This is a genomic window from Kribbella sp. NPDC055071, assembly GCF_053608045.1.
The window spans coordinates 206,190-231,076 of record NZ_JBSGUS010000007.1 but is presented as its reverse complement, the minus strand read 5'-3'; the positions used below and the strand labels follow the sequence as shown (position 1 = coordinate 231,076).

Here is a 24,887-nt window from a genome sequence, read left to right as displayed (position 1 = left end):
TAGTGGCACAGCGCGCTTTGCGCGCACGAGGGGCACAGCGGGTGCGGCGCATTCGGCGGAATCAGCCCCGGAGGTGCTGGAAGCTCGGATCCGCGGTCTGCAGCATGCGCTCGCGCAGTTGCTGGACAACGCCCGCCGGCTGACGTACGGCGAGCACCAGCGCGCTGTTCAGCTGCATCGTCAGCTGCAGGAGCAGACCGCGCTCGCCCGCCGTGAATCGCGGACGCTCGTCGACGCCAAGACTGCCGAGGTGCTCGCGGTGGCCGAGCCGAAGGCCCGCCTGCTCGCGGACCGGCTCGCGCCCGGTCTGGCGTCGATCCCGCCGAACGACGCCCGCTGGCGTTCACGGCAACTGGTGGGCGCCGGCGTCTCGTCGTACCTGCGCGTCGGCGAACTGGACCCCGGTACGCCGGTGGTCGCGCCGCTGCTGCGGACGAACGGCTGGAAGGTCACCGCGGATCGCAACGAGTCCGCCCGTCGACTTCTGCAGAGTGTGGCGTTGCGCTTGGTCGCCGCCGCTGAACCTTTCCGGCTCCGGATCGACGCATTCGACCCGCGATTGACCGGGATGATGGGCCTGCTCGGTCACCTGACCACGAAGTACCCGCAATTGGTGCCTAGGGCAACACATACCGCGGAACAGCTGCACACGGTGCTCTCCGGGCTGGTCGATGTGTCCTCGCTGCGGGCCAGTCGGCAGGCGCAGCTGGGGCATCGGCGGTTCGAGGATCTGATTCTGGAGACCGGGCAGGTCACCGATCCGTACCGGCTCGTCATCCTGTTCGACTACCCGGCCGGCATCGACTCGCTCGCCCAGCGCGACCTGCTCAGGTTGGCCGCGACGGCCGGTGAACGCGGCATCTGCTTCCTGGTCCACCACGATCCGTCGACGACCTCCGAGACCGACATCGACACGAAACAGTTGCTCGATCTCCTCAATCCGGTTGCCATCACCAACGAGAAGGTCGAGATCACCCAGCTGCCCGGTGTCGCCGCCACGCTGGATCCGCCGTTCGACGCGAACGTTGCCGCGGGCATCTGTGACGTCGTGGCCGAGCTCGCGGAGATCGCCGTACTCCCGACGATCGACTTCGAACGGACGTTGCCCGATCGCTCGACCTGGTGGCAACCGGTCAAGGACGAGATCGGCACAGTGATCGGGTACGACGATCGCACGCCGGCGCTGGTGCGATTGCGTAGCGGCAACCCGGCCTTGCCGCACGTTCTCGTAGGAGGCGCGGTCGGTCAAGGCAAGTCGAACCTACTGCTCGTGCTGATCCACGGTCTGGCCGCGCGGTACGACCCAGCGGATCTGGAGATGTACCTGCTCGACTTCAAGCACGGTGTGGAGTTCTCTGCGCTCGGACCGGCCGCAGGACGGGCACACTGGTTGCCGCAGGTGCGCGTGCTGGGGGTGCACAGCGACCGGGCGTTCGGCCTCGCCGTACTGCGTCATCTGTCCGACGAGCTGGCTCGCCGCAGCGAGATCTTCAAGGCGCACGGCAACGTTGCCGACATCGCGGAGCTTGCCCCGGGCCCCGATCGGCCGCCGCGGATCCTCGTCGTACTCGATGAGTTCCAGGTGCTGCTCGAGGACGACGACGAGCTGGCGGACGAGGCGGCCAAGCTGTTGGAGCGGTTGGTTCGGCTGGGGCGTGCGTATGGCGTGCACGTTGTGCTTGCCACGCAGACGATCGAGGGCGTGAAACGGCTGGCGACGCGGCGGGATTCGATCTTCGGCCAGGTGCCGTATCGGATCGCTTTGAAGACGACGCCGGCCGACTCACAGGCGATCCTGCGGAGTGGGAACACGGCTGCGGCCGAGCTGCAGTTCCGCGGTGAGGCGGTGCTGAACGCGAACTTCGGTTCACCGGACGACAATCAGCACGTGCTGGTGAGTTTCGCGGACAAGGCAGTGCTGGACCTGCTGCGGCGAGAGTTGTGGCAGCGTGCGGGTGCGGCGGCGCGTCCGCCGCGGGTGTTCCATCTGGCGGAGGCAGCGCGGTTGGTGGATACGGCCGCCGCTGTGAAGCCGGAATTGGGACGTCCGTGGACCGGCCTGCCGATTGCGGTGACCGAGGAGCCGGTGCAGGTCGAAGTACGTCCTGAGCCGGGCGCCGGCGTACTGGTGCTTGGTGATGGTCCGGCTGATGCTCTCGGCGTACTGACTGGGTTGGCGTTGGCTACGGCCGCCGCTGCGGTGGATCCGCCGCGGTTTGTGTTCATGGACGGCACTGAGTCGTCGCCTGCTGTTGCTGAGGGCAAAGATGCGCTGGTGCAGGCGCTGCGGCAGCTCGGGTGCGAGGTCGAGACGGTCGACAAACACGGCGAGATTGTGCCGCGGTTGTTCTCGCTGCGGGACGCTGTGCGCAGTGGTCAGGCCGGTGCGACCTATCTGCTCGGGTTCGGGTTCCATGGAGTGCCTCGGATGCAGGTGCACGCGGAGGGGTACTTCGAGAGCCCGGCGAACGCGCTGCAGGACATCGTGCGCGACGGGCCGGCGCAGGGGCTCATCACCTTCGGCTGGTGGAACCGGCTGCACGTGTGCACCGAGCACCTCGGGTACGGGCGGGCGAACGTCGCTACCCACCTCTTCCTGCGGCACCCACAGGACGGCGTACGCGCGGTGGCCGGTCCGCTGGTGCGGTGGGCTTCAGAACCACACCGTGGCCTGCTGTGGGACGGACTGCATCCCGAGGCGCAGGTCGTCGTACCCTTTGCTCCGCTGCGGTCTGACGAGGTGGATCGCGCGGTGGAACTGGTACGCCGATGAAAACAGCAGAGCAGGAGTGGGCTGAGTACGCGCGGGCGCTGCGGACGGTCGCAGGGGCCCGTGCGGACGCGCAGCAGGCGCAGGACCGGGTGACGGCGCACAAGTCGAAGGCTGAGGCCACCGCGATGGCGGAGGCCGACGCTATGGCTGAACGCGGACGTCAGTTGGAGGCTCGGCTGAACGCGCTGGCGGAGAAGGCCGCCGCGTCGCTTCAGCGCGCTGGGCTACCGGCTGAGGGGAAGCGGGCGAACCATGCGCTGCCCGAGATCCGCGTACTGAACGACATCGAGACTGTTGCGGCCCGCCTGACTCGACAGCTCGGTGAAACCGTCGAGCAGCTCGAGGAGGTCCGTGCGGCGGCCCGAGCTGAGCAGGAGCGACGGAAGCGTCGTACCATCAGCGCGGCCTTGGCGGTGGTCGGGTTCGCGGTGGTGTGGGGGCTGTCTACGTTCCTGGCCGGTGTTGAGGCAGCGGCGATCGCCGCGGTCACGATGCTGGCGGCGTCGCGAGTGCTCGGGCTGCCACGGCTGCCCGGTGCGCGCTGGTGGGGCTGGGGTGGTGCGGCCGTGGTCGTGGTGGCGATGGCCGCCGGTCTGCCGTGGTGGCTCGCGATCATCGTCCCGGTGGTGGTGGCCGGTACGGCGATCGTGCTGCCGAAAAAGCGTAACTAGTCTGGGAGTGGGTCAAGGGTGTCCGACGTACAGCGGCTCAAGGAACAGCTGCACCAGGTCTCGATGGAGGCCAAACAGGCAGCGGGCGGCCTGGCCGGGTTCAAGTTGCGCTTCACCCAGCACAGTCAGCTGGTGGAGAGTCTGATCGCGGGTACGGCGACCGGGGTCGACCGGGACATCGCGGAGATCCTCGACGCGGCCGGCAAGGCGGTCGAGCAGGCGGCCGAGGCGCTGGAGATCGCGTCCGCCGGATGCAAGAGCTACGCCGACCAGATCTGACCTATGCCGTCAGACTTGCAGCGGGTGGCTCGCGGACTGGTGGACTGCCTGGACGAGGTGCCCGAGGTGGTCGCCCATCTGCACCGGACCGCTGCTCGGTGTCGCGAGAACGCTCAGGTCGCGCTGATGGCGTCGCACGGGCAGGCGAAGGTTGCGGCGTTGCAGCTGGACGCTGCGGCGCGGGCGTGTGAGGCGGCCGCGCAGTATCTGTTGATGGCACCACCGAAGGCGCGCGCGTGGGCCGATCGGTTGGTGGGATCCGGCGGTCCTGCGACGAACCGCCCGTCGGCTGACTCGGCCGACCGCAACAAAACCACGGGCGGCACCGGCGACGCCGCCGAACGCGACGCACAAGGCCGCACCAAACGCCTCACCGCCACCTTCGAAGACCTAGAAGTTGCCGAAGACAACGAGCCCCCGCTGATCACGGTCGCCCGCAAAGCCTTCGAAGCCTTCCGCAAGGTCCGCGAGAACGACGACGAAGACAACCTCCCCGAAGACCCGCTGGAGGTACAGATCACCGTCCTGGAGTCCGGTGAACTCGAGTTCGACGAACCCAGCAAAGACGAAGAAGACAAGCGCAACACCCACCTCCTCCAAGACTTCGACATCGCAGTCGACCTCACCGAGCCGGTCAAAACCCTCCTAGCCGCGATGGCCGAGTCCGCCAACCACCAATGGCAACACGCCACCCTCACCATCACCACCACCCACCTAGAAGCCACCTTCGACTACCCCAACCAGCCACCACCAGCCCCCACCATCGACATCAACCTCCCAGACCGACCCACCATCGACTTCGACCCAGCCTTCGACCCCCGTCCCTTGGGCGCAGACTTCGCGCCAGTCGTGATCGACCCGCTGACATCGTTCAAACCCAAGGAACGGTTCCTGGCGGAGCGACTCACCAAGGAAGGTTGGCGTATCGACGCCCGGCCGGAGGACCACACGCAGCACAAGAAGAAGAATCCGGATGTGATGGTGCGCAAGAGCGGCGAGGACGTCGGTATCGTCGTCGAGTTCAAGACGCCCGAGAGCGGTTCGTCGAACGCGGTCAAGCGGAACATGGAGCGTGCCAGTAGCCAGGCCGACGAGGTTGTCATCGACGGTCGGCAGGTTGGCCTGACCGAGGAGGTCGCCGGCAGATCATTTCGCCGTGCGTGTGGTCAGCCAGGCAAGGTTGTTGCGCGTGTGGTTCATGTCATTCTCGGTGACGGGCGGTTGGTCACCTTCACTAAGGAGCAGTGATGTCCACCAGCGATGACATCTTTCTTGCGGCGGGGGAGTCGCTCGGGGCTACCGCCGAGTGGATTCTTGGTGCGCTCGGGCTTGAGCATGTTGGCGATCCCGAGTTGAAGGAGGACGAGTACCTGCTGCGGGGGCGTGCTCGTACGGTCGCTGGGGACATCGTGCTGGTCGTCGAGCCGAATTCCTATGGTGAGGTCGATCCGGAACCTGAGGATGTTTCGGCGATTGATCGGTACACGGGTGTGGTTGACGTTCGGCTTGTGGGGGCGAAGGACGAGGAGTCGCAGGTGCGCGAGGCTCGAGCCGTCTTCGATGAGCTCGTTGCGGCGCGGCCGGACGTGGCGCTGCTTCTGAGCCATGCGATGTCGTGGATCGTCGCGGCATACCTGCCTGGTGTCGGCGTCAACGTCTTCCCCGCCCACACCAGCCTCGACGCCGAACACCTCGAGACCTGGCGCCCGTGGGTCGTCACCTGACGGCGGGTGGCTGGGGTGAGACTGGGGGAGTTGCAGTCCAAGGGGCGGGCTAGGACGTTCGACGGGTGGTCGTCGACGTACGGACTCGGCAGCGGAAAGACGCTCAGCCGGCGGAGGCTCGGCCGGCATTCCAGCAGTGGTGACTGCGCTTGGCGACGTACCGGCGCTGTTGTCCCTGGCGGGGCTGGGTTGTTGGTTGAGGAAAGTTTTGGGGAGTTGCGTCATGAACTTCTTCGGGGGGCGTCACTTCTTTGAACGCGTCCCTAGTGGGAAGTGGGAGTGATTGCTGTGATGGATTGTTGTTGTTCTTGGGTTGACCGGCCTGGGCGTCGGGTGCATTGAGATGGGTGACAACGCTGATGGGGACCCTCACCCCGTGGTCAGGGTTGTTGAACGTCGTCGGGTGCGGGTGCGGGTGTGGTTCGGGGACCACGTCGTGGCCGATTATCGGGCCGAGGCCGAGTTGGCCGAGCGCTACGCCGCTGCGATGTCGCGCCGGTTCGCCGGGTTGCGCGTGACCAGTGATCCGATCCCCGCTACCGATCCAGGCCCGGACCGCGCGCTGCCGGGCGAGCGCCTCTGGGAGGTTGCGCCGAAATGACCGCGCGACGCTTCCGGCTGATTCGCCATCATGACGTCTCCGGCGTCAGCGGTACCGGGCCCGTCGCCGAGGGCGTGCAGTTCACCGACGGGGCTGTTGCGCTCCGCTGGTACGGCGACTATCCGACCACAACGGTGTGGGACGGGATCGAGTCTGTCGTCGCGATCCACGGTCACGGTGGAGCCACCGAGGTCGAATGGATGGACCCGGACCCCGGTCCGGATCCAGAGCTGAAGCTGCCACCCCGCGAGAGTCTTCCACCACGACCTTGGCCGGATCTGCACTCCGCTCCCGAGCCACAGGATCCCGACCCCCTGCACAGCGACCGCGAACTCGGTTCGTACGGCGCGGCCCCGCCGGCGGGATGGTCGTCGTACCGCATCTTCCGCTGAACCGGCCCGGGTCCGCGCGGCCCCGGGACCGACGATGAGCTGGTCCGGATCCACAGCACGGATCTGGATCCACACGAGCTGGTCCGGGTCCGGCGCCGCGGATCCGGGCCGATGAGGGTGGTCGGTGCTGTACTCCCTTGCAGCGCCGAGTACCTGGTTCCCCTGTCTCGGGTCCAGTCGGAGGCGAGTCCGGCTGGGCCCGAGCCCCCTGTCAGCCGAAGTCGGCGGTGCGGGTGATGTCGAGGTTGTAGAACGTCGTCGGCCCGTCGCTCAGACCCATCATCTTCTCGGCGAACTCGGTCGTGTCGGCGCGCTTGGAGTTCTCCATCGCGTCCTCGTACGACGCGAACTCGACGACGGCGAAGTAGCGCCCGGGCTCGTCCCGGTCCGCACAGGTGGTCGAGCGCGTCGGACTCGGCCCGTCAGCGGCCGCCGTACGGGCGCTCTGGAAGTCCTCCATCAGCGCCTCGATCTCGTCCGGTTTCGACGTCCGGTACTCGATGATCTGCAGAAAACCAGCCATTTCTCCCCCTTGCCCGTGGCACCCACCGCAGGGTGCCTGTGAGGCCGACACTGCGCCGGGAACGCCCGTACCGCAAGGGGTCGCGACCCGCCGTGACGTGACGCTGACCGGAGATCACGAAGCGTCGCGCGTTCTGCCCGTGGCAGAGGTGGTTGGGATTGTCGGCGCGGCCTGATTGGCTTGCCCACATGGAGATTCTGATCCTCGGTGGGACGGCGTGGCTCGGTCGTGAGATCGCGACCCAGGCGGTGGCGCGCGGCCATTCCGTGACGTGTCTTGCCCGTGGCGAGAGTGGCGGGGTTGCCGACGGAGCGACGCTGATCGCGACCGACCGCAGCCGTCCGGATGCGTACGACGCTGTGCCGCAGCAGGACTGGGATGCGGTGTTCGAGGTGTCGTGGCAACCGGGCTTCGTGCGTGGGGCGTTGGCGGCGTTCGGGCCGCGGGCGAAGCACTGGACGTACGTGTCGTCGGGCAATGCGTACGAGAAGTTCGACACCCCCGGAGCCGACGAGTCGGCCGTACTGCGGGAGCCGACGGAGCTGGACGCGGTCGACCGGGAGTCGTACGGCGAGGCCAAGGTTGCCAGCGAGCTCGCCTCACGGGAGGTCGTGGGGGATCGGCTCGTGATTGCTCGGGCCGGCCTGATCGGTGGGCCGGGGGATGTGAGTGATCGGGCCGGTGCGTGGGTGGCGCGGGCGGCTCGATCACCCGAGGAGCCGATGCTGGTGCCGGATACGCCTGAGCTCGCGACCTCGGTGATCGACGTTCGCGATCTGGCCGCGTGGTTGCTGGATTGCGCGACAGAGGGACGTACGGGGACGTTCGATGCGGTCGGTCCAGTGGTTCCATTCGGGGAGTGGATCGATCTCGTGCGGGAGGTGGGCGGTCACACCGGGGCGGTCGTCCTCGCGCCGGCGGAGTGGTTGGTGGAGCAGAAGGTCGAGCAGTACATGGGTCCGGACTCGCTGGCCATGTGGATGGTCGAGCCTGGGTACGAGGGCTGGTCGAGTCGGAGTGGTGCGGCGGCGATCGCGGCCGGGCTGAGGCACCGGCCACGGCGGGAGTTCCTCGTGGACACGCTCGTCTGGGAGCGGACGCTCGGGCTGGATCGGGAGCGCCGCGCCGGGCTGAGCCCTGCGCGCGAGAGGGAGTTGATCGGGTCGCTGGGGGAGTAGAGAGTGGGCGCATGCGGTTGGTGCTGATTTCGGACACTCATCTGCCGGGGCGGGCGAAGAGGTTGCCTGCGGCCGTGTGGGATGCGGTCGAGCGTGCTGATGTGGTCATCCATGCCGGTGACTGGGTGAGCGTTCCGTTGCTGGACGAGTTGGAGAGTCGTGCGGCCCGGCTGGTGGGGTGCTGGGGCAACAACGACGGTCCGGAGTTGCGGGCGCGGCTGCCGGAGGTCGCGCGGGTGACGCTCGACGGGTTGTCGGTCGCGGTCGTACACGAGACCGGGCCGGCCAAGGGGCGCGAGGAGCGCTGCGAGAAGGAGTATCCGGGCGTCGACCTGTTGGTGTTCGGTCACAGTCATATCCCGTGGGACACGACGACACCGGGCGGACTGCGGTTGCTGAATCCGGGATCGCCGACGGATCGGCGCCGGCAGCCCTACTGCACCTACCAGACCGCGGCGATCACAGCCGGCCGACTCGACGAAGTTGCCCTACACAACCTTTGAGCTGCACGACATGAGTCGTGGAAGTTGTGTGACCGGGGAGTGGTTGCGTTGGACAACGAATAGCCGGGCGCGCGGGATGGACGCCGTACCACCGAGTTACGGCGTGCGTCGCGCGCCCGGCCGATCGTCGTACCGGATCGTGCCTATGTCCTGAGGGACTAGGCGTTCGCTGCTTCCTTGACGCGGGTCTTGAGCCGGTCGCGGACCTCTTCCGGCGTGTAGGCGCGACGCTTCCGCTCTCCGCGCGCGATCACCACGCCCGTAGCGGCCACGCCGACGAGCCCCGCAAGCCCAACCACCTTCCATACCTTCATGGCACTAACCTAGCGACGTGGAGAGCCGGATTTCACTGGATGACGCTACGGAACTGACACGAACAGGTGACATTTGGCTGTTCCGCGGGGACAGTCCCGCCGATCGGGCGATTCAAATGACCACCAACAGCCCGGTCAACCATGTCGGGATGGCGATCGTGGTCGAGGATCTGCCGCCGCTGCTCTGGCACGCGGAGCTGGGTCGTTCGCTGGAAGACGTGTGGACCGGGACGCATCATCGCGGTGTGCAGTTGCACGACCTGCGGGACGCCGTGCTGGTGTGGGGCCGCAAGTACGGTCAACGCGCCTGGTTGCGCCAGCTCGATCACCCGGTGACGCGGGAGCTGGAGGACGGTGTGCTGCGGACGGTCGCGAGGCTCGACGGTACGCCGTTCCCGTCGACGGCTCGGTTGGCGTCGCGATGGGTGCGTGGGCGGGTGCCGGCGATCCGGCGCGGATCGCGTGAGGTGGATCTGGAGACGGCATACTGCGCCGAGGTGGTCGCGGTGACGTACGAGGAGATGGGGTTGCTGCGGGAGCGGCGGCCGAACTGGTACGACCCCGGTCGCTTCTGGAGTGGGGACGAGCTCAAGCTGGCTCACGGGGCGCGGCTCGGCGACGAGATCGCAGTCGACATCCCGGCGGAGTGAGGTCTCGGGTCCGCTGCTGTTCGGGTGGTTGCTGACGCGGCGGAAACTGTCGGCGGGGTGTGATTGGGTTCTTCCAGTGGGTCAGCGAGCTGGAGGAGGCCCGGGATGTACGCCGTGATCGACACCGAGACGACCGGCTTGCTGCCAAGTCAGCGCCACCGGATCATCGAGATCGCTGTGGTGCTGCTGGATGCGCGTGGGCAGGTCGAGCACGAGTGGGTCACCCTGCTGAATCCGCAGCGCGATCTTGGTCCACAACATATTCACGGGATCTTGACCGCTGATGTGCTGGCGGCGCCGGAGTTCGCGGAGATCGCGCGGCAGCTCGGTGCGATGCTGGCGGGGCGGATGGTTGTCGGGCACAACGTTGAGTTCGATCTCGGGTTCCTGCGGATGGAGTTCGCGCGGCTCGGGGTTGCGGTGCCGCTGATCACCGAGCGGTCGATGTGCACGATGGCGTTGGCCGGCTATCTGTATCCGGGAGCGAAGCGGACGCTGGGTGCGTGTTGCGCCGCGGCTGGGGTCTCGCTCGAGGGGTGGCATTCTGCGCTGGCCGATACACAGGCCACGGCTGAGTTGTTCGGCCGGTATCTGCAGGCGTTTCCGTCACCTCCGCCGTGGCAGTGGGCCTACGAGGAGGTCAGCCGGTTGCGATGGCCGGCGTTGCCGGGGACGGATGTTGCGCCGACTGTGCGGCCGGTGCACGCGGGTGGGCGGCATGGGTGGATGAGTCGACTCGTCGATCAGTTGCCACGAGTGCCGGAGCCGCCGCAAGCGGACTCGTACCTCGCGTTGCTCGACGGGATTCTTGCGAACCGGGAGATCACGGCAACTGATGCCGATCAGCTTGTTCAGGTTGCCACCGAGCTTGGGCTGACTCGATCCGAGGTGCACGAGTTGCATCAGGATTATGTGTCCGCGTTGGCGGAGACGTCGTGGGGTGGTGGCGAGATCACGCCGGATCAGCGCCGTGATCTGGATCAGGTCGCGGTCATGCTGGGGCGGCGATCAGCGGATGTTGACGAGGCCCTGGTGCGGGTGAGCGCCGGGCGGTACGTCGTACCGGCTCGTCCTGGTGCGCACGGGTTTCCGCGGGGGAGCACGATGGTGTTCACCGGGGACATGGTTCAGGCGCGGGAGGTCTGGTGGGATCGGGCCGTGGCGGCGGGGTTCGTTCCGCAGGAGGCGGTGCGGCCGGATACGACGTTCGTGGTCGCGGCGGACGTCGACAGCCTGTCCGTCAAAGCACGCGCCGCTCGGGAGCTCGGCATCCCGATCATCTCCAGCGACGACTTCCGCCACCTCCTCCCACCCGAAGACGCCCGCAAAGCCGGCTAACACAGCGGGCACCCCCGTTGCCCACAGATGACGCCGGGTGGGTGGTTAGGGTTTGGGGGTGGAGATTGGGGAGTTGGGGCGTCGGGTTTATCAGGCTGCGCATTTGAGTGGGGAGTTTTTGTTGCGGTCGGGGCAGGTGACGGGGGAGTACTTCGACAAGTACCGGTTCGAGGCGGATCCGGTGTTGTTGGATGAGATCGCGGGGGCGATGGTCGAGCTGGTCCCGGAGGGGACTGAGGTGTTGGCCGGGCTGGAGATGGGCGGGATCCCGGTGGTGACGGCGCTGGGGCGGCGTACTGGGTTGCCGTGTGCGTTTGTGCGGAAGGAAGCCAAGGCGTACGGGACGCGGCGGCTGGCCGAGGGTGCTGACACCACCGGCCGGCGGGTGACGATCGTCGAGGATGTCGTGACGACAGGCGGGCAGATCGTGCTCTCGACGAACGAGCTGCGCGCGCTTGGTGCCGAGATCACCGACGCCCTCTGCGTGATCAACCGCAACCCGACCACGCCGACGCCACTGACCGACGCAGGCCTGACCCTGCACGCGCTCCTCAGCTCCGAAGACATCAAACCCGCCTGACCCCCCAAGGGCGGTCAGGCGTCGTTGCGTTCTTCGATTTCGAAGCGGAGTTGTTTGCCGGAGCGGATGCGTTCGATGGCGGCCAGGCAGGCTTCGTCGCTCATGTGCACGCCGATCTCGGCGAGTTTGTGGCGCAGGACCAGAGCGGCGTCCTCGGCGGAGCGGGCGCTGGACTCGTTGATCGCCTCGATCGTGGTGGCGGTGAGCTTCTCGCGGATGTCCGGGTGAACCTCGTGGATCTCATGCGTGATTCTGAACTCGGTCATCGCGACTCGCTCTCCCTTTCGCCCGCGGGCCGGTTGTCGAGACCAGAGTAGTGGTCCCGTGCCGTCTGGGAACCTCAGGCGAGGACGCGATTTACGAAACCTTCAAGCCGGGCCGCGAGCCGCTCGGCGCGTACGTCGGGCGCGGCGGTTTCTCCTTGTGGTACGTCGAGTTCGCGCAAGCCACGGATGTACAACGAGCAAGCCAGATCCGCGCACACGTACGTACCGACCGTGTTGCCGTCGCGACCGGCCGTACCTGCCCGGCGCGCCGCGAACAGGGCGACATCGCTGAGGTGATGCGCGGTGTTGCACAGGTCGCACAACCCGGCACCACGCCGCGGCGCTCCCGAGGCCTGGGTCCTCAGCGCGATCCCGGTCACGACGGCATCGCGTCGTACGACGAGGTAGCCGCGGTTGGGCGCCTTCGGATCGCGCCAGCCGAGGAAGTCCAGCGACTCCCACGGCAGCTCGGTGAAGCCCGGCGGCAGCGTCATCGCCTTGAGCTGGCTCTTGGTCGAGTTGACGAACGAGCGCTTGATCTCGTCGGCGCTGAGCGGTTCCACGGACGTTCTCCGATCTTGTCGACCACCCATGAGACCCGCTGCCGTCGTACGCCGCAACCGAATAAGTCTAGTTGCTACAGGCAACGGGTCAACTGTCGGCGTACCCGGTGGTCCGATCCTGGTCGTGGTTGCGCAGGTCGACACCGAAGTCCACCGAGGCCTTCAGTCGCAGCAGCAACGAGACGTACACGGCATCGGCCTCCGCGTCGGTGCGGTCGGAGGCCATCGTCAGCTCCGTGCCACCCGACTCGCCGGCCACGAGGGTGAACGTGACCGTCCGGCCGAAGTACCGGACCTGGTAGAGCTGATCCGGGACAGCGCGCTCGAGCTGGCACTTGTCGGTCCGCCCGTCGGGCAGCACGAACTCGATCACTCCGTCGCGGGTCTGGGTCGACTGCGCCCAGAACCGCACCCTGCCGTCCGGCGTGCTCAGGGCTCGGTAGACGTCTCCCGGCCCTGACCTGCAGAACACCTTCCACTGCACCAACCCGAACTCCTCTATCGATGTCTACTCCCCATTGTCCGGGCGGCCCGGGCCAGTTCCGGGACACGCCGTCCGCAGGGGGTGGACATCTGTGCTAGTTAGGTGAAAGCTGGACGATGAAAACTTCAATTAATCTCTGGAGGAGCCCCGATATGACCAGCGAGTACGCCGCACTCTCCGGCGACTACACCATCGACACGGCCCACAGCCGGGTCGGCTTCGTCGCCCGGCACGCGATGGTGGCGAAGGTGCGGGGAGCGTTCGACGAGTTCGAAGGGTCGTTCCACGTCGACGGCGAGAACCCGGAGAACTCGTCCGGGCAGGTCACGATCCAGGCCAAGAGCATCCAGACGCGCAACAGCCAGCGCGACGACCACCTGCGCAGCAACGACTTCCTGGACATGGACAACCACCCGGAGATCACGTTCGTCTCGACCGGGATCAAGGCGGCCGGCGAGGGCGAGTTCGTGGTCACCGGCGACCTGTCGATCCGCGGCGTGTCGAAGCCGGTCGACGTGACGTTCGAGTACACCGGTACGGCGACCGACCCGTTCGGCAACGAGCGGCTCGGCCTCGAGGGTTCCGTCGTGATCAACCGCAAGGACTGGGGCGTCAGCTGGAACGCGGCGCTCGAGGGCGGCGGCGTCCTGGTCAGCGAGAAGGTCACCCTGGAGATCGAGATCTCCGGCATCAAGAACAAGTGAGCTTGTCCGAAGCCGGCTGAGCAGGCTTTGTAGCGCGACAGATCCCGCGGTTGCCTTCGTGGCGGCCGCGGGATCTTTGCGTCGGAGGCTTCGGGTTTGTGGCGGTGCGGTCACGATCGCGTGTGGAGCGGGTACGGGCGCAGGCACCTGGGCAGACTCGTGGTGAGTGCCGCGAGGGCGAGGGGTCCGCCGATGATCGACACGAGACTGGTGCGCTGGTTGCAGCCGTTGTTCGGGCGCCGAGGCGGTGAGCCGAATGCCGAGTCGAGTGCCGAGTCGAGTGGCCAGTCGAGTGGTGGTGTCCGCCGTACGCCGGAGCGGTTCCGTCCGCGCGGGACGAGTTCGCGGGTGAGCCGGCTGGCTGCGCGGTACGACGCCGACGTGGACGCCGCGCTGCAACGGTTGTGGCCGAAAGCGCGGATCTATCACGATCGTGAGTTCACCCGGGACCGGGCCGATTTCCTGCTCGTCGTACGAGGGCGCGGCGTGATGGTCGAGACCAAGGTGAAGAGTGATCCCGGAGTGTTCCGCGGGTCGACGTTGCCGCCGCTGCTGGACCGGCTACAGCGGGATGGTCGACGGCTGGTCGTCGTCCTGAATCAAGGCGATCCGACGCCGGCCCGGGAGTTGGTCGCGAGCAAACTGGGCGACAAGGGCTGTGTCGTGGTGTGGTCGGGGTCCGAGCACGACGACGACCTTCGGGACGCGATCGAAGCGCTCCTGCATCAGATGGTCCGCCACGCCTGACGGATCAGCAGGCGTTGGGCGCCGTGGTGCCGCCGTCGACGATCCAGCGGCCCTGGACCTGCTCGACGCGCATCTGGTCCAGCCAGCGAGTCGGAGTGGATGCGGGCAGAACCGAGCGCCCCCGGGCGTCGACGGTCCGGGCGGCCGAGGTGTCGTAGCAGGCGCTGACGAGCACGCCGTCCGATGCGAGGGTGCGCTTGGCCCAGACGATGGTCGTGAGGCCGGTGTTGTGCAGCTTCTTGGTGCGGTAATACCGCGCCTGGGCGCTGATCGCCTGGACCATCTTCGGTGTCATCACCGGCACGAGCTGCGTGACCCGGCTGCCGCCGCTGCGCATCATCTGGTCGAGTGCGACGCGGTAGTTGTAGTACGCGTTCACGACCGGGTCGGACGCCGGGTCACCCTGACTGGCCACCTCGTCGGTGAGGCCGTGCTTGGCGGCCTTCTGTGCGCCGGGCGCGGACGCGGTGGCGCCGGACGCGGTGTCGGTGCCGCAGCCGGGGAGCATCAAAACCGGGATCAGTGTGGCGACGACCGCCAGGTTCCGAATGCGCATGGTCCGAACCTCCTGTTGAACGCGGCCGTGCCGCTCGTGCCGTCGGCACCCCAGGTGTGCGCGCGAGCCGCGCATGCCGTCCAGCACTGACCGTGTAACCTCAAAACACGGACCGTGGTCACTGTGACCTGGATCACAGCCGGCCCCCTACCGCGGTACTGGATGCGACTTGGCTCTGCGCCGGATGTGCCGGGCGCGCCTGATTCCTAGCCTCGATCTCAGGACTTGAGACCGAGGAGGCATCATGACGGACACCGTCACCACCCACCCGACCGGGGCGGATCGACCGCTATCCGGGCAGCCGGTCACCACCGGTAGCGGCCGGCGCAGAGGCTTGCTCACGCGGATGGGCGGAGTGATCGGGTACGACGTACTGCTCGTGCCGGTCGGGATCCAGTCGATCGCCGACGCGGTAATGGACGAACCAACCCTGGCAGCGAAGCGCTGGCAGCGCCTCAGCCGTCCGCGCCACCCAGAACAGTCCGCGACCAGCGAAGCGTCGCCTGCGCGGGTGCTGGGGGATGGGGTTATTAGTTCAGTGCTTGGGTTGTTGAGTTGGTTCCTGGTGATGTTGGTGGTGACGGCGGTTGTGCGTGGTCCGTTCTGGGGTTTCGTGGAGCACGGACCGGTCGAGGCGGGCACGTGGGGTGGGCCGAGTCGGGCGGGCGCCTGGGTCGCGCACGGAATCATCGCCGTACCGTCCATCGGGGTGCTTCTCCTGGTGTTGTGGGGCATCTCGGCCCTGCACGCAGCCCTGGTCCGTCGGACCCGGGCGCGATGGGTGCTCCCGGCAACTATCGCCGTGGCGGCCGGTGGACTGATGTTCTTCTGGTCATGGCTGCAGCAGCTGTGAGCCTGCGGCGACTAGGGTCCGATCGTGACCGCTGAAGAGAACCCGAGGTGGCCCCGTGGCGTTTGGGCCTGGGTTGCGGGCGTCGGCGTCGCGGGACTGACGGTCCTGACCGTCCTGGACCTGATCCAGCACTACAGCCTGGGGATCGGCGCCATCACGCTCGCCTTGGCACTATGGCGGGGCCTCAGCCTGACTCTGGCCTGGCTGCGCCCCCGCGCCGCAGTGCTCAGCTCTCTGGCCACCACTGCAGCCATAGCAGCAGTCACGACCCCGATCAGCTCCAGCGAACCGTGGCCGTGGGCCGCAACCTCAGTCTTCGGGCACACGTTCGTCCTGGCGATCGCCGGCGCGCGCGGACTGCGTCGGCGCGAGCTGGTGGTCTGGTGGACGATCACACAGCTCCTCGGCGTGGTCGCGATGTCGATCGCGCCGGACCGCGGCAGCTGGCTCGGACTGCTCACCGTGGCGGTGTTCTCGGCAGTCGCCGTGGTGGTCGGCGATCTGTTGCGGACCCGGGCCGAGACGGGCCGGCGGCTCGCCGAGCAGGAGACCATCAGCAGGACCGAACGGGCCGAGCGCGCGCGCCTGCAGGAGCGGGCCAGGATCGCACGTGAGCTGCACGACGTCGTGGCACACCATCTGTCGGTCGTGGTGGTGCGGGCCGACAGCGCGCCACACCGGTTGGCCGACGTGCCCGACGACGTACGCGCGGAGTTCGCCGAAATCGCCGCGGCAGCCCGCGCCTCGCTGACGGAAATGCGGCGGGTGCTGCTGTTACTACGGGAGCCGGTCCAGCAGCCGCCGACAGGGCCGCAGCCAGGGCTGGAACAACTCCAGGAACTCGTAGCGAGTACCCGTCGCGCCGGAGCCGATGTGCGGATAGACGGTGGTGTGCCGGTCGGACTCGATCCCGCGGTCGAGCTGACGGCGTACCGGGTCGTTCAGGAGGCGTTGAGCAACGCGGTCCGTCATGCGCCCGAGTCAGTCGTTCTAATAGAAGTACGACGTACTGGTGAGCAGCTCGCGGTGAGTGTGCGCAATAGTGCGCCGCGCTCGACATCTCCGGACGCAGCCGGGAGTGGACATGGACTCGTGGGGATGCGGGAGCGCGTGACGCTCGTGGAGGGCACGCTGACCATCGGCCCGACCCCCGAAGGCGGTTATCTGGTGGAGGCGTCGATTCCGCTCCGGCAGGAGGTGGCGAGTGGCGATCCGGGTCTTGGTAGTTGACGACCAGGAGATGGTGCGGGCCGGGTTCAGTGCGTTGCTGGACGCGCAGGCTGACATCGAGGTGGTCGGACAGGCCGGTGACGGCGCCGAGGCCGTCGTACTCGCGGCCGAGCTCCAGCCGGACGTGATCCTGATGGACGTCCGCATGCCCCTGCTGGACGGCCTCTCCGCAACCCGCCGGATCGTGTCCGGCACGACCGCCGGTGAGCCGCCGCGGGTCATCATGCTGACGACGTTCGACCTCGACGACTACGTGTACGCCGCACTCCGGGCCGGCGCGAGCGGATTCCTGCTCAAGCACTCGACCCCCGACGAACTCGCGGCCGCCGTGCGGATCGTCGCGGCGGGCGATGCGCTCCTAGCTCCGTCCGTGACTCGACGACTGGTCGAGGACTTCGCCCGTACACAACCGGTCGTATCGATCACTCCGGCTCACCTGACGCCTCGTGAGATGGACGTCCTGCGGCTGGTCGCGCGTGGTCTGTCGAACCGGCAGATCGCCGCGGAGCTCGTTCTGGCCGAGCAGACGGTGAAAACACACGTCAGCAACATCCTCACCAAACTCGACCTGCGAGATCGCGCTCAAGCAGTCGTCTACGTCTACGAAGCCGGTGTGGTCGTTCCAGGTCCGCGACGCTGAAAGCAGAGCCCTGCCGCCCGGATAGGGTGACGCGGTGAGTAAGGGTGAAGGCAGGACGGTTGGGCAGCGGCTGGCGATCGGGCTGGCGTTCGGGAGTTCGGCGGCCGTCATGGTGCTGGAGCTCGTTTCGCTGCGGCTAGTGGCGCCGTACATCGGACTGACGCTCGAGACGAACACTGCGGTCATCGGGGTCGCTCTGGCCGCCATCGCGACCGGCGCCGCGTTTGGTGGGCGATTCGCGGACACAGTGCCACCGAGCCGGACCCTGGGTCCGCTGATGCTGTTCGCCGGTGCCCTGGTGATGCTGATCCTCCCTGTCGTTCGGTGGACCGGTGAGGCGGTCCGAGGCGAAGCCACCAACGTTGTGTTCCTCGTGCTGGCGGTCACGCTGTTCGCGCCGGCTTCACTGCTCGCGGCTGTCACTCCGATGGTTACCAAGCTGCGTCTAGGCACTCTGGATCAGACCGGCACCGTGGTCGGTCGGCTCTCCGCTTACGCCACGGTCGGCGGCATCGTGGGCACAGTGCTGACCGGATTCGTGTTCGTGGCGAAGACTCCGATCAGCACGATCGTTCTGACCCTTGGTGGGTTGCTGGTCGTCGCGGGTGCCGTGTTGACCGTCGTACTGCGAGGCGCGCAGGCAGCCGTCAAGCCGGTGGCGCTCGCGCTCATCGGCGCCACGCTGACTGTGATCGCACCACGTCCCTGTGAGGTAGAGACGGCGTACCACTGCGCGCGAGTGGTCGCCGACCCCAACCGTGAGGGCGGACGGACGCTGTACCTGGACCAGCTGCGGCACTCGTACGTCGATCTGAACGACCCGACCTATCTCGAGTTCCCCTACATCAAGAACTTCGCCGTAGTGATCAATGCGACCTGGCCGGCCGGACAACCGCTCAGCGCGCTGCACGTGGGTGGCGGCGGGATGACCATGCCGCGATACCTCACAGCGACCCGTCCGGGCACCAAGAACCAGGTGTACGAGATCGACGGCGCCGTCGTCGACCTGGACAAGAAGGACCTCGGTGTCCGGACCGGTCCGGATCTCGGCATCACCGTCCAGGACGGTCGGCTCGGAGTGCGTTCGGAGGCGACGGACAGCAGGGACGTCGTCATCATGGACGCCTTCGGTGGTCTGTCCGTCCCGTGGCACCTCACCACGCGTGAGCTGATCGCCGACGTACGACGGGTGCTCCGGCCGGACGGTGTCTACCTGGTCAATGTGATCGACTATGGCAAGAAGCGGTTCGCCAAGGCCGAGATGAAGACCCTGCAGGCGGAGTTCCCGCACGTCCTGGCGATCGCGCGGCCGGACGAGTTCGGGGACTCCAGCGGCGGCAACTTCGTCCTGGTGGCCTCGGACCGACAGATCGACCTCACCAAGCTCAGAGCCATCGTGGCGCCCGACACCGAGGTGCGCGATGACCTGTCCGGCTTTGTGGGCGACGCACCGGTGCTCACCGACGACTATGCGCCGGTGGACCAGCTGCTGACGCCGTACCCGAGCCAATAGCCACCCCGGAGTTGTGATCTGACGCCCGGGCTTGTTGCATGTGGTCATGCACCCACGCGCAGGCCAGCTCGCCCAGCCCGAGGACCTCGTCGATCTCCACGCGCTGCTCGCGGCGTACGACGACATCACCCCGGACGTGGCGAACCCAGCTCAGAAGGTCGTCTTCGGTACGTCGGGTCACCGCGGCTCCAGCCTGGACGGTGCCTTCAACGAAGCACACATCCTGGCCATCACGCAGGCCATCTGTGAGTACAGGGCCGGTGAGGGCACGTCTGGACCCCTTTTGGTCGGTCGGGACAGCCATGGCCTCTCAGAGCCGGCCTGGCGGACAGTGCTTGAGGTGCTCGCCGGCAACGACGTGCAGACCCTGGTCGACAGCGGTGACCGGCTGACCCCGACCCCGGCGGTGTCACACGCGATCCTGCGGCTCAACCGCGGTGCGGGCGCCGGTGCGGACGGCATCGTCATCACTCCGTCGCACAACCCGCCGCGTGACGGCGGTATCAAGTACAACCCGCCGCACGGCGGCCCCGCCGACTCCGACGCGACCGGCTGGATCGCGACCCGGGCCAACGAGCTGATCGCCGGCGGCAACCGAGAGGTACGCCGGAAGCCGTTCGATCAGGCCCGTCAGCACGCGGGGGACTACGACTTCGTCGCGCACTACGTCGACGACCTGCCCTCCGTCATCAACCTGGATGCGATCCGCGCGGCCGGTCTGAAGATCGGCGCCGACCCGCTGGGCGGCGCGAGCGTGGACTACTGGGCCGCGATCGGTGAGCGGTTCAGCCTCGATCTGACCGTGGTGAACCCGACCGTCGACCCGACCTGGTCGTTCATGACGCTGGACCACGACGGCAAGATCCGGATGGACTGCTCCTCGCCGTACGCGATGGCCTCCCTGGTCGCGCAGCGCGACAAGTACGACCTGGCCACCGGGAACGACGCCGACGCGGACCGGCACGGCATCGTCACCCCCGACGCCGGCCTGATGAACCCGAACCACTACCTGGCCGTAGCCATCTCCTACCTCTTCGCCAACCGCTCCTGGGGTACGAACGTCGCCGTCGGCAAGACCCTGGTGTCGTCGTCGCTGATCGACCGCGTGGTCGCCGATCTCGGCCGGCGGTTGTGGGAGGTCCCGGTCGGCTTCAAGTGGTTCGTGCCCGGCCTGATCGACGGCTCGGTCGGCTTTGGCGGCGAAGAGTCCGCCGGGGCAAGCTTCCTGCGCTTCGACGGCTCGGTCTGGACGACAGACAAGGACGGGATCCTGCTGGCATTGCTGGCGAGTGAAATCACTGCAGTCACCGGTGAGACACCCTCACAGGCCCACGCCAAGCTGGTCGAGCGGTTCGGTGCTTCGGCGTACTCACGAGTGGACGCCCCGGCTACGCGCGATCAGAAGGCCAAGCTGGCGGCCCTGTCCGCGGACGCGGTCACTGCGACCGAGCTGGCCGGTGAGCCGATCGTGGACCGGCTGACGAGCGCGCCCGGCAACGGTGCCCCGATCGGCGGGCTGAAGGTCACCACGGAGTCGGCGTGGTTCGCTGCGCGTCCGTCCGGCACCGAGGACCTCTACAAGATCTACGGCGAGTCCTTCAAGGGCGCCGACCACCTCGAGCAGGTTTTCGAGCAGGCCCGCGAGGTCGTGTCCGCGGCACTCACCTGACGAAGGCGTCGAGCAACCGGTCCAGATCCGCGGCGGGGTCGTTGGTGAGCCCGCTGTGGATCGGACTCGGGTGCACGACCGTGCTGCGCGGTGCGGCGAGCCAGCGGAACCGCTCACCGATCCGAGTGGCGGCAGCGGGCCCACCACTCGGTTCCCCAGCGCAGATCGCCCGAATTTGCTCGAGGGACGCGCACACCACGTCCACGTCGACCGCTGGGTCGAGGGCCTTCAGGCGCGCCGGGTCAACGTCCCAAGCCGCGCCGAGGAAGTCCATGGCGCGGCAATACAACACCGCACCCACGTTGACGAACTCACCGCGCTGGATCCGCGGCGCTGCCCGCAGAATCACGTAGTCAAAAGGAACCAGGTCGGTGCTCACTGCGCACCTCCCGGCAGCCATGCGGCCCGGTTGGCCAGCCGAGCGGTCAGGTGACCGAGATACCGCTCCCGATCACCGTCCTCGATCCACTCGTCCGGCACGAGCCGGATCACTTCGGTCAGCAACGATGGTGTGATCGCAGCGGCCAGCTCCGCGTCCACAGCAGGTACGCCGGGTGCCGCGACGGAGAACACGTGGTCCGAGGCGTCGTACGGAAGGCCTGCGAACTTCTCGGCCGACATCCAGGAGTGGTGGAAGTACAACGCGGCTCCGTGGTCGATCAGCCAGAGGTTCTTGTGCCAGACCAGCAGGTTCGTGTTCCGCCAGGACCGGTCGACATTGGCGACGAACGCGTCCAACCACAGGATCCGGGCCATCTCGACGTCACCGGGGTTGCCGGACGATCCGTCGTACCCGAAGGAGCCCGGCAGGAAGTCGACGGCCAGGTTCAGGCCGGCGCTGCGGATCAGCAGCTCCTGGATCTCGAAGTCGGGCTCGGACTTGCCGATGGCCGGGTCGAGCTGGATCAGCTTGAGCTCCGGCACCCGCAGGCCGAGGCGCCGGAAGAGCTCGCCGACGATCACCTCAGCGACCAAAGCCTTCGGGCCCTGGCCGGCGCCGTGGAACTTGATCACGTACGTGCCGAGATCGTTGCCTTCGACAACAGCTGGGAGCGAACCGCCCTCGCGCAACGGCAGCACGTAGCGGGTCGCGGCGACGATCGGGAGACTCACGTCGCAGAGCCTAACCCGTTTCGTGCTGGGTACTTTGCCAGGGTGAGGCATCCTTCGTTCGGCGTCGAGGAAGAACTTCTGCTCGTATCCGCCACCGGTGATCCGCTCCCACGCAGCAAGGCTGTCGTGGCGGGCGTCCAAGACCTTGACATCGAGCTCGAGCTGACCCGGGCGATGGTCGAAATCAACACCCCGGTCTGCCAGACATCCACCGAGTTACGCGGGCACTTGGCCGACATGCGCTCCAAGCTGGCCGCAGCGGCGGCTGAGGAAGGCGCCCGGCTGCTGGCGATCGCCGTACCGCCACAGGGGAACGCGGCTCAGTCGATCACGAACAAGCCGCGCTATCAGGAGCTGGCCCAGCAGTGGGGGTTGCTGGCGCGTGAGCAGGGTGTGTGCGGATGTCACGTCCATGTCGACGTATCTGACAAAGAGACAGCCGTCCGCGTCAGCAATCACATCCGGCCGTGGCTACCCGCCCTCCTCGCGCTGACGACCAATTCGCCGATCTATCTGGGTCAGGACACCGGTTTTGCGAGCTGGCGTTGGTTGATGACCACTCGGTGGCCTTGTTCGGGTCCACCGCCGTACCTGGAGTCGGTTGAGCACTATGACGCGTTGGTGGCGATGCAACTCGCGGCCGGCACTCTGATCGACGAGCGGATGGTCTATTGGGACGTCCGGCCGTCTTCGCACCTGCCAACCGTGGAGGTGCGGGTCAGCGACGTTCCGCTCACTATCGACGAGACGGTGGTGCTGGCGACGCTCATCCGTGCCCTGGTGATGACTGCGCTCGAGGACGGCTCGAATGGCCCGACCCTGCAGCCCGAGATGCTGCGGACGGCGTACTGGCTCGCGACTCGCGACGGGCTGAACGGCAAGGGGCTGGACGCCCAGACTGGCGAGCCGATGCCGATGGCTGACGTAGTCAAGCGTTTGCGTAGGTATGTGGAGCCGGCGCTGCAGGAGCTCGACGCGGTGGAGCTGGTGGATGAGGGGATCGAGCGGACGATCGTGGACGGCAACGGCGCGGTCAAACAGCGCAAGGCCTTCCGTGAGGGCAGTGACTTCACCGCCCTCACGGAAGTGCGGCCTTAACCCCGCAGGAAGTCCTCTAGCCCGTGCAGGTCGTCGGTGTTGAGGTAGTCGACTCCGGCGGCACGCAGCTCGCCCCATAGCGCCTCGCGAGCGGCGCCTGGCAAGTCGGGCGTCTCCCAGAAGCGCACCTTGTAGCCGGCGTGGTGCGCGGTCCCCACGATGTCGTGCAGCTTGGTCCGCTCGGCCGCCGGAATCGGGCCCAGACCACGCCAGGTGAAGTTGTTCGACCAGTTGTCACTGACCAGCGGCATCAGCGCTGCGGGCATCCCTGACTGCAGATCACCCAGTCGGCCGTCGTAACCGGCGTACCGGACCTTCTGTGCCTTCAGCACGTCCAGCGGCCGGTTGCCGCTGATCACCGAGGTCACAGCGCCCTTGCGGACGTGCCCGTTGACGAACGTCGTGCTGATGCCGCGGTACTTCTGCAGTGCCTTGTCGATCGCGGCGTACGTCGAAGGCCCGTCGCTCTTGATGTCGATCAGCAACTGGAAGTCGCGGCCGTTCTTGTACACCTGCCCGTGGTTCGACCGGACCCGATCGGCCAGCGGCTTCAGGTACAGGCTCTCGAGGTTGCGGCCCGGCACAGCGGCGTCCAGGTCATGAGCGACCCGCAGCTCACCGTCGACCAGCCACACGTCCGCCTCGACGCTGTTGAACCCACGATCCAATGCGTCCTGCAGCGGCCGTCGGTGGTCGTAGTCGTTATGTGCATGCGCTGACGACAACGCCCGTACGGCCGGAGCCTCGTACGCGCGCGGCAGTCGCAGGCCGTCCTGCCGTACGACGTCGCGCACCCGGTCGGGGTAGTCACTGATGATCCCGTCGACACCCTGGTCGATGAACCACTGGATGGTGGCCGGATCGTCGACCGTCCACGGAATGACCTTCAGGCCGGCCTTGTGCGCGGCCTTGACCGTGTCCTTGGTGAAGTACGGCCGGAACGCCGGGTCGGTGATCTTCCCACCCTGCGGGAAGCCGTCGACCGGGGAGATCGCCGAGGCGCCGAACGACTTGACGGCCTTGATCGGGTCGCCGCCGAAGTCGTCGATGTCGATACCGCCCAGCCACGGCGACTTGCCGGGCTTGCCGACCTGCAGGAAGTCGTAGTTGTCCAGCGCGACCAGCGGCAGCTCCGGCATCACCTGGTGCATCCGCATCAGCGAGCTCCAGTCGAAGCTCTGGATGGTGACCTGGTTCGCGATGTGGGCCTTGCGGATCTCCTGGGCGACCACCTGGACGAACTGCTCCATCGGCGCGGTCTGGGTCGGCGAACCGGCCTCGACCTTGGTCTCGACGTTCAGCTTGACGCCATCGGCGTGGTAGCGGTGCACGAGCGCGAACACGTCGCGCAGCTCCGGCATGCGGGCGCCCGGGTCAGGCTGCTGGCCGGGGAAACCGGACTGCGGCAGCGAACCGCAGTCGAGCTGCTTGACCTGCTTCAGCGTCAGCGTGTTGATGAACTTGCCGACGTACGGGTACTCCGGGTCGTTCGGCGTGTAGGGCGCAGTGTCGCGGCACTTGCTCCCGGTGACCTGGCGGTCGTGGGTGACCACGGCGTACCCGTCCTGGGTGATCTGGACGTCGAGCTCCAGCGTGCTGACGCCGAGCTCGAGGCCGCGCGAGAACGACGCGATCGTGCTCTCCACGGTGAGGCCGAGACCACCGCGATGGCCCTGGATGTCGAAGTCGGCATGCCTGGCCGAGGCGGGCGCCGCGGGCAGCAGCAGTCCGGCCACGAGGGCGGCCGCCAGGGTGCTGGCTGGTAACGCGCGATGAAGGGTTCGCACGAGAGAACCTTTCCGAAGGGGACGGGCGGATGCACCCGAGGCTTGCCGCCGCAGGCATACCCGTGTCTTCGTGAAGGTAGCCGACACAAGGCCGACCGATGACCGCCACATGTCGCATGGCGGTCACAGCGTGAGAGC

At 67.2% G+C, this 24,887-nt stretch carries 29 protein-coding genes; 20 read left to right on the top strand and 9 right to left on the bottom strand.

Going from position 1 to position 24,887, the window contains the following annotated elements; all coding sequences use genetic code 11:
• Positions 1-73 precede the first annotated feature (73 nt).
• The 7 genes from ACWF4Z_RS14640 to ACWF4Z_RS14610 all read left to right on the top strand — a co-directional run bounded on the left by ACWF4Z_RS14640 (position 74) and on the right by ACWF4Z_RS14610 (position 6,440).
• On the top strand, positions 74-2,773 hold the full coding sequence (locus ACWF4Z_RS14640) for an FtsK/SpoIIIE domain-containing protein (RefSeq protein ID WP_452243522.1): 2,700 nt from the start codon (positions 74-76) through the stop codon (positions 2,771-2,773).
• Positions 2,770-3,444: a hypothetical protein gene (locus ACWF4Z_RS14635; protein WP_452243521.1), complete on the top strand. Its 675-nt coding sequence runs from the start codon at positions 2,770-2,772 to the stop codon at positions 3,442-3,444. Before ACWF4Z_RS14640 ends, ACWF4Z_RS14635 begins: the two co-directional genes overlap by 4 nt.
• Positions 3,445-3,462: 18 nt before the next feature.
• On the top strand, positions 3,463-3,723 hold the full coding sequence (locus tag ACWF4Z_RS14630; protein WP_363691976.1) for a hypothetical protein: 261 nt from the start codon (positions 3,463-3,465) through the stop codon (positions 3,721-3,723).
• A gap of 24 nt (positions 3,724-3,747) precedes the next feature.
• Positions 3,748-4,971: a CdiA C-terminal domain-containing protein gene (locus ACWF4Z_RS14625; protein WP_452243520.1), complete on the top strand. Its 1,224-nt coding sequence runs from the start codon at positions 3,748-3,750 to the stop codon at positions 4,969-4,971.
• Positions 4,971-5,447 carry a hypothetical protein gene (locus ACWF4Z_RS14620; RefSeq protein ID WP_452243519.1) on the top strand — a complete coding sequence of 159 codons (477 nt, stop codon included), beginning with the start codon at positions 4,971-4,973 and terminating at the stop codon, positions 5,445-5,447. Before ACWF4Z_RS14625 ends, ACWF4Z_RS14620 begins: the two co-directional genes overlap by 1 nt.
• Positions 5,448-5,823: 376 nt before the next feature.
• Positions 5,824-6,048: a hypothetical protein gene (locus ACWF4Z_RS14615; protein ID WP_452243518.1), complete on the top strand. Its 225-nt coding sequence runs from the start codon at positions 5,824-5,826 to the stop codon at positions 6,046-6,048.
• Positions 6,045-6,440, top strand: a complete 396-nt coding sequence (locus tag ACWF4Z_RS14610; protein WP_452243517.1) for a hypothetical protein — start codon at positions 6,045-6,047, stop codon at positions 6,438-6,440. Before ACWF4Z_RS14615 ends, ACWF4Z_RS14610 begins: the two co-directional genes overlap by 4 nt.
• Positions 6,441-6,651: 211 nt before the next feature.
• Here the strand turns inward: ACWF4Z_RS14610 and ACWF4Z_RS14605 are convergent, their stop codons facing one another.
• Positions 6,652-6,963, bottom strand: coding sequence for a hypothetical protein (locus tag ACWF4Z_RS14605; RefSeq protein WP_452243516.1), 312 nt, complete (start codon positions 6,961-6,963; stop codon positions 6,652-6,654).
• A gap of 188 nt (positions 6,964-7,151) precedes the next feature.
• Between ACWF4Z_RS14605 and ACWF4Z_RS14600 the strand changes: the two genes are divergently transcribed.
• Both ACWF4Z_RS14600 and ACWF4Z_RS14595 read left to right on the top strand, forming a co-directional pair.
• Positions 7,152-8,141, top strand: coding sequence for an oxidoreductase (locus ACWF4Z_RS14600; protein ID WP_452243515.1), 990 nt, complete (start codon positions 7,152-7,154; stop codon positions 8,139-8,141).
• 11 nt (positions 8,142-8,152) lie between these two features.
• Positions 8,153-8,644 carry a metallophosphoesterase family protein gene (locus tag ACWF4Z_RS14595; protein ID WP_452243514.1) on the top strand — a complete coding sequence of 164 codons (492 nt, stop codon included), beginning with the start codon at positions 8,153-8,155 and terminating at the stop codon, positions 8,642-8,644.
• A 158-nt stretch (positions 8,645-8,802) separates the two neighbouring features.
• Here the strand turns inward: ACWF4Z_RS14595 and ACWF4Z_RS14590 are convergent, their stop codons facing one another.
• Positions 8,803-8,958, bottom strand: coding sequence for a hypothetical protein (locus ACWF4Z_RS14590; protein WP_165546543.1), 156 nt, complete (start codon positions 8,956-8,958; stop codon positions 8,803-8,805).
• A gap of 116 nt (positions 8,959-9,074) precedes the next feature.
• On the opposite strand from ACWF4Z_RS14590, the gene ACWF4Z_RS14585 reads away from it, so the two are divergent.
• The 3 genes from ACWF4Z_RS14585 (at position 9,075) to ACWF4Z_RS14575 (ending at position 11,526) form a co-directional block, all read left to right on the top strand.
• Positions 9,075-9,608 carry a hypothetical protein gene (locus ACWF4Z_RS14585; protein WP_452243513.1) on the top strand — a complete coding sequence of 178 codons (534 nt, stop codon included), beginning with the start codon at positions 9,075-9,077 and terminating at the stop codon, positions 9,606-9,608.
• Positions 9,609-9,713: 105 nt separating this feature from the next.
• Positions 9,714-10,946, top strand: coding sequence for an exonuclease domain-containing protein (locus tag ACWF4Z_RS14580; protein WP_452243512.1), 1,233 nt, complete (start codon positions 9,714-9,716; stop codon positions 10,944-10,946).
• A gap of 103 nt (positions 10,947-11,049) precedes the next feature.
• Positions 11,050-11,526: an orotate phosphoribosyltransferase gene (locus ACWF4Z_RS14575; RefSeq protein WP_452243511.1), complete on the top strand. Its 477-nt coding sequence runs from the start codon at positions 11,050-11,052 to the stop codon at positions 11,524-11,526.
• A 14-nt stretch (positions 11,527-11,540) separates the two neighbouring features.
• On the opposite strand, the gene ACWF4Z_RS14570 is transcribed toward ACWF4Z_RS14575, so the two are convergent.
• The 3 genes from ACWF4Z_RS14570 to ACWF4Z_RS14560 all read right to left on the bottom strand — a co-directional run bounded on the left by ACWF4Z_RS14570 (position 11,541) and on the right by ACWF4Z_RS14560 (position 12,839).
• Positions 11,541-11,792, bottom strand: coding sequence for a hypothetical protein (locus ACWF4Z_RS14570; protein ID WP_452243510.1), 252 nt, complete (start codon positions 11,790-11,792; stop codon positions 11,541-11,543).
• Between the two features lie 74 nt (positions 11,793-11,866).
• Positions 11,867-12,355, bottom strand: a complete 489-nt coding sequence (locus ACWF4Z_RS14565; protein WP_452243509.1) for an FBP domain-containing protein — start codon at positions 12,353-12,355, stop codon at positions 11,867-11,869.
• An 88-nt stretch (positions 12,356-12,443) separates the two neighbouring features.
• Positions 12,444-12,839 carry a hypothetical protein gene (locus ACWF4Z_RS14560; RefSeq protein ID WP_452243508.1) on the bottom strand — a complete coding sequence of 132 codons (396 nt, stop codon included), beginning with the start codon at positions 12,837-12,839 and terminating at the stop codon, positions 12,444-12,446.
• Positions 12,840-12,991: 152 nt separating this feature from the next.
• Between ACWF4Z_RS14560 and ACWF4Z_RS14555 the strand changes: the two genes are divergently transcribed.
• Both ACWF4Z_RS14555 and ACWF4Z_RS14550 read left to right on the top strand, forming a co-directional pair.
• Entirely contained in the window at positions 12,992-13,543 is a 552-nt protein-coding gene (locus ACWF4Z_RS14555) for a YceI family protein (RefSeq protein ID WP_452243507.1), read from the top strand.
• A 192-nt stretch (positions 13,544-13,735) separates the two neighbouring features.
• On the top strand, positions 13,736-14,290 hold the full coding sequence (locus ACWF4Z_RS14550; protein WP_452243506.1) for a hypothetical protein: 555 nt from the start codon (positions 13,736-13,738) through the stop codon (positions 14,288-14,290).
• 4 nt (positions 14,291-14,294) lie between these two features.
• Here the strand turns inward: ACWF4Z_RS14550 and ACWF4Z_RS14545 are convergent, their stop codons facing one another.
• Positions 14,295-14,846 (bottom strand): hypothetical protein, encoded by a 552-nt coding sequence (locus tag ACWF4Z_RS14545; RefSeq protein WP_452243505.1) that lies wholly within the window; start codon positions 14,844-14,846, stop codon positions 14,295-14,297.
• A 244-nt stretch (positions 14,847-15,090) separates the two neighbouring features.
• On the opposite strand from ACWF4Z_RS14545, the gene ACWF4Z_RS14540 reads away from it, so the two are divergent.
• Genes ACWF4Z_RS14540 through pgm form a run of 5 tightly spaced genes read left to right on the top strand, consistent with a single transcriptional unit; the run spans position 15,091 to position 20,751 of the window.
• Positions 15,091-15,699, top strand: coding sequence for a hypothetical protein (locus ACWF4Z_RS14540; RefSeq protein ID WP_452243504.1), 609 nt, complete (start codon positions 15,091-15,093; stop codon positions 15,697-15,699).
• A gap of 24 nt (positions 15,700-15,723) precedes the next feature.
• Complete coding sequence (locus ACWF4Z_RS14535; protein ID WP_452243503.1) at positions 15,724-16,929, top strand: sensor histidine kinase; 1,206 nt, start codon at positions 15,724-15,726, stop codon at positions 16,927-16,929.
• Entirely contained in the window at positions 16,904-17,569 is a 666-nt protein-coding gene (locus ACWF4Z_RS14530) for a response regulator (RefSeq protein ID WP_452243502.1), read from the top strand. Before ACWF4Z_RS14535 ends, ACWF4Z_RS14530 begins: the two co-directional genes overlap by 26 nt.
• A 34-nt stretch (positions 17,570-17,603) precedes the next feature.
• Positions 17,604-19,082 (top strand): fused MFS/spermidine synthase, encoded by a 1,479-nt coding sequence (locus ACWF4Z_RS14525; protein ID WP_452243501.1) that lies wholly within the window; start codon positions 17,604-17,606, stop codon positions 19,080-19,082.
• A gap of 46 nt (positions 19,083-19,128) precedes the next feature.
• Entirely contained in the window at positions 19,129-20,751 is a 1,623-nt protein-coding gene (pgm, locus tag ACWF4Z_RS14520; RefSeq protein WP_452243500.1) for a phosphoglucomutase (alpha-D-glucose-1,6-bisphosphate-dependent), read from the top strand.
• Here pgm and ACWF4Z_RS14515 read toward each other — a convergent pair.
• Complete coding sequence (locus tag ACWF4Z_RS14515) at positions 20,744-21,130, bottom strand: DUF3037 domain-containing protein (RefSeq protein WP_452243499.1); 387 nt, start codon at positions 21,128-21,130, stop codon at positions 20,744-20,746. The genes pgm and ACWF4Z_RS14515 overlap by 8 nt on opposite strands.
• Positions 21,127-21,864, bottom strand: coding sequence for a HipA family kinase (locus ACWF4Z_RS14510; protein ID WP_452243498.1), 738 nt, complete (start codon positions 21,862-21,864; stop codon positions 21,127-21,129). The genes ACWF4Z_RS14515 and ACWF4Z_RS14510 overlap by 4 nt, the downstream gene beginning before the upstream one ends.
• A 42-nt stretch (positions 21,865-21,906) precedes the next feature.
• On the opposite strand from ACWF4Z_RS14510, the gene ACWF4Z_RS14505 reads away from it, so the two are divergent.
• Positions 21,907-22,962, top strand: a complete 1,056-nt coding sequence (locus ACWF4Z_RS14505) for a carboxylate-amine ligase (RefSeq protein ID WP_452243497.1) — start codon at positions 21,907-21,909, stop codon at positions 22,960-22,962.
• Here the strand turns inward: ACWF4Z_RS14505 and ACWF4Z_RS14500 are convergent.
• Entirely contained in the window at positions 22,959-24,749 is a 1,791-nt protein-coding gene (locus ACWF4Z_RS14500) for a glycerophosphodiester phosphodiesterase family protein (RefSeq protein ID WP_452243496.1), read from the bottom strand. The two genes, ACWF4Z_RS14505 and ACWF4Z_RS14500, sit on opposite strands and share 4 nt — an antisense overlap.
• Between the last annotated feature and the right edge of the window lie 138 nt (positions 24,750-24,887).

Bases quoted from the DNA above. Each gene is read 5' to 3' on its own strand.
- ACWF4Z_RS14635 (WP_452243521.1), top strand. From the start codon at position 2,770: ATGAAAACAGCAGAGCAGGAGTGGGCTGAGTACGCGCGGGCGCTGCGG.
- ACWF4Z_RS14620 (WP_452243519.1), top strand. From the start codon at position 4,971: ATGTCCACCAGCGATGACATCTTTCTTGCGGCGGGGGAGTCGCTCGGG.
- ACWF4Z_RS14610 (WP_452243517.1), top strand. From the start codon at position 6,045: ATGACCGCGCGACGCTTCCGGCTGATTCGCCATCATGACGTCTCCGGC.
- ACWF4Z_RS14605 (WP_452243516.1), bottom strand. From the start codon at position 6,963: ATGGCTGGTTTTCTGCAGATCATCGAGTACCGGACGTCGAAACCGGAC.
- ACWF4Z_RS14600 (WP_452243515.1), top strand. From the start codon at position 7,152: ATGGAGATTCTGATCCTCGGTGGGACGGCGTGGCTCGGTCGTGAGATC.
- ACWF4Z_RS14595 (WP_452243514.1), top strand. From the start codon at position 8,153: ATGCGGTTGGTGCTGATTTCGGACACTCATCTGCCGGGGCGGGCGAAG.
- ACWF4Z_RS14590 (WP_165546543.1), bottom strand. From the start codon at position 8,958: ATGAAGGTATGGAAGGTGGTTGGGCTTGCGGGGCTCGTCGGCGTGGCC.
- ACWF4Z_RS14585 (WP_452243513.1), top strand. From the start codon at position 9,075: ATGACCACCAACAGCCCGGTCAACCATGTCGGGATGGCGATCGTGGTC.
- ACWF4Z_RS14580 (WP_452243512.1), top strand. From the start codon at position 9,714: ATGTACGCCGTGATCGACACCGAGACGACCGGCTTGCTGCCAAGTCAG.
- ACWF4Z_RS14570 (WP_452243510.1), bottom strand. From the start codon at position 11,792: ATGACCGAGTTCAGAATCACGCATGAGATCCACGAGGTTCACCCGGAC.
- ACWF4Z_RS14555 (WP_452243507.1), top strand. From the start codon at position 12,992: ATGACCAGCGAGTACGCCGCACTCTCCGGCGACTACACCATCGACACG.
- ACWF4Z_RS14550 (WP_452243506.1), top strand. From the start codon at position 13,736: ATGATCGACACGAGACTGGTGCGCTGGTTGCAGCCGTTGTTCGGGCGC.
- ACWF4Z_RS14545 (WP_452243505.1), bottom strand. From the start codon at position 14,846: ATGCGCATTCGGAACCTGGCGGTCGTCGCCACACTGATCCCGGTTTTG.
- ACWF4Z_RS14540 (WP_452243504.1), top strand. From the start codon at position 15,091: ATGACGGACACCGTCACCACCCACCCGACCGGGGCGGATCGACCGCTA.
- pgm (WP_452243500.1), top strand. From the start codon at position 19,129: ATGCACCCACGCGCAGGCCAGCTCGCCCAGCCCGAGGACCTCGTCGAT.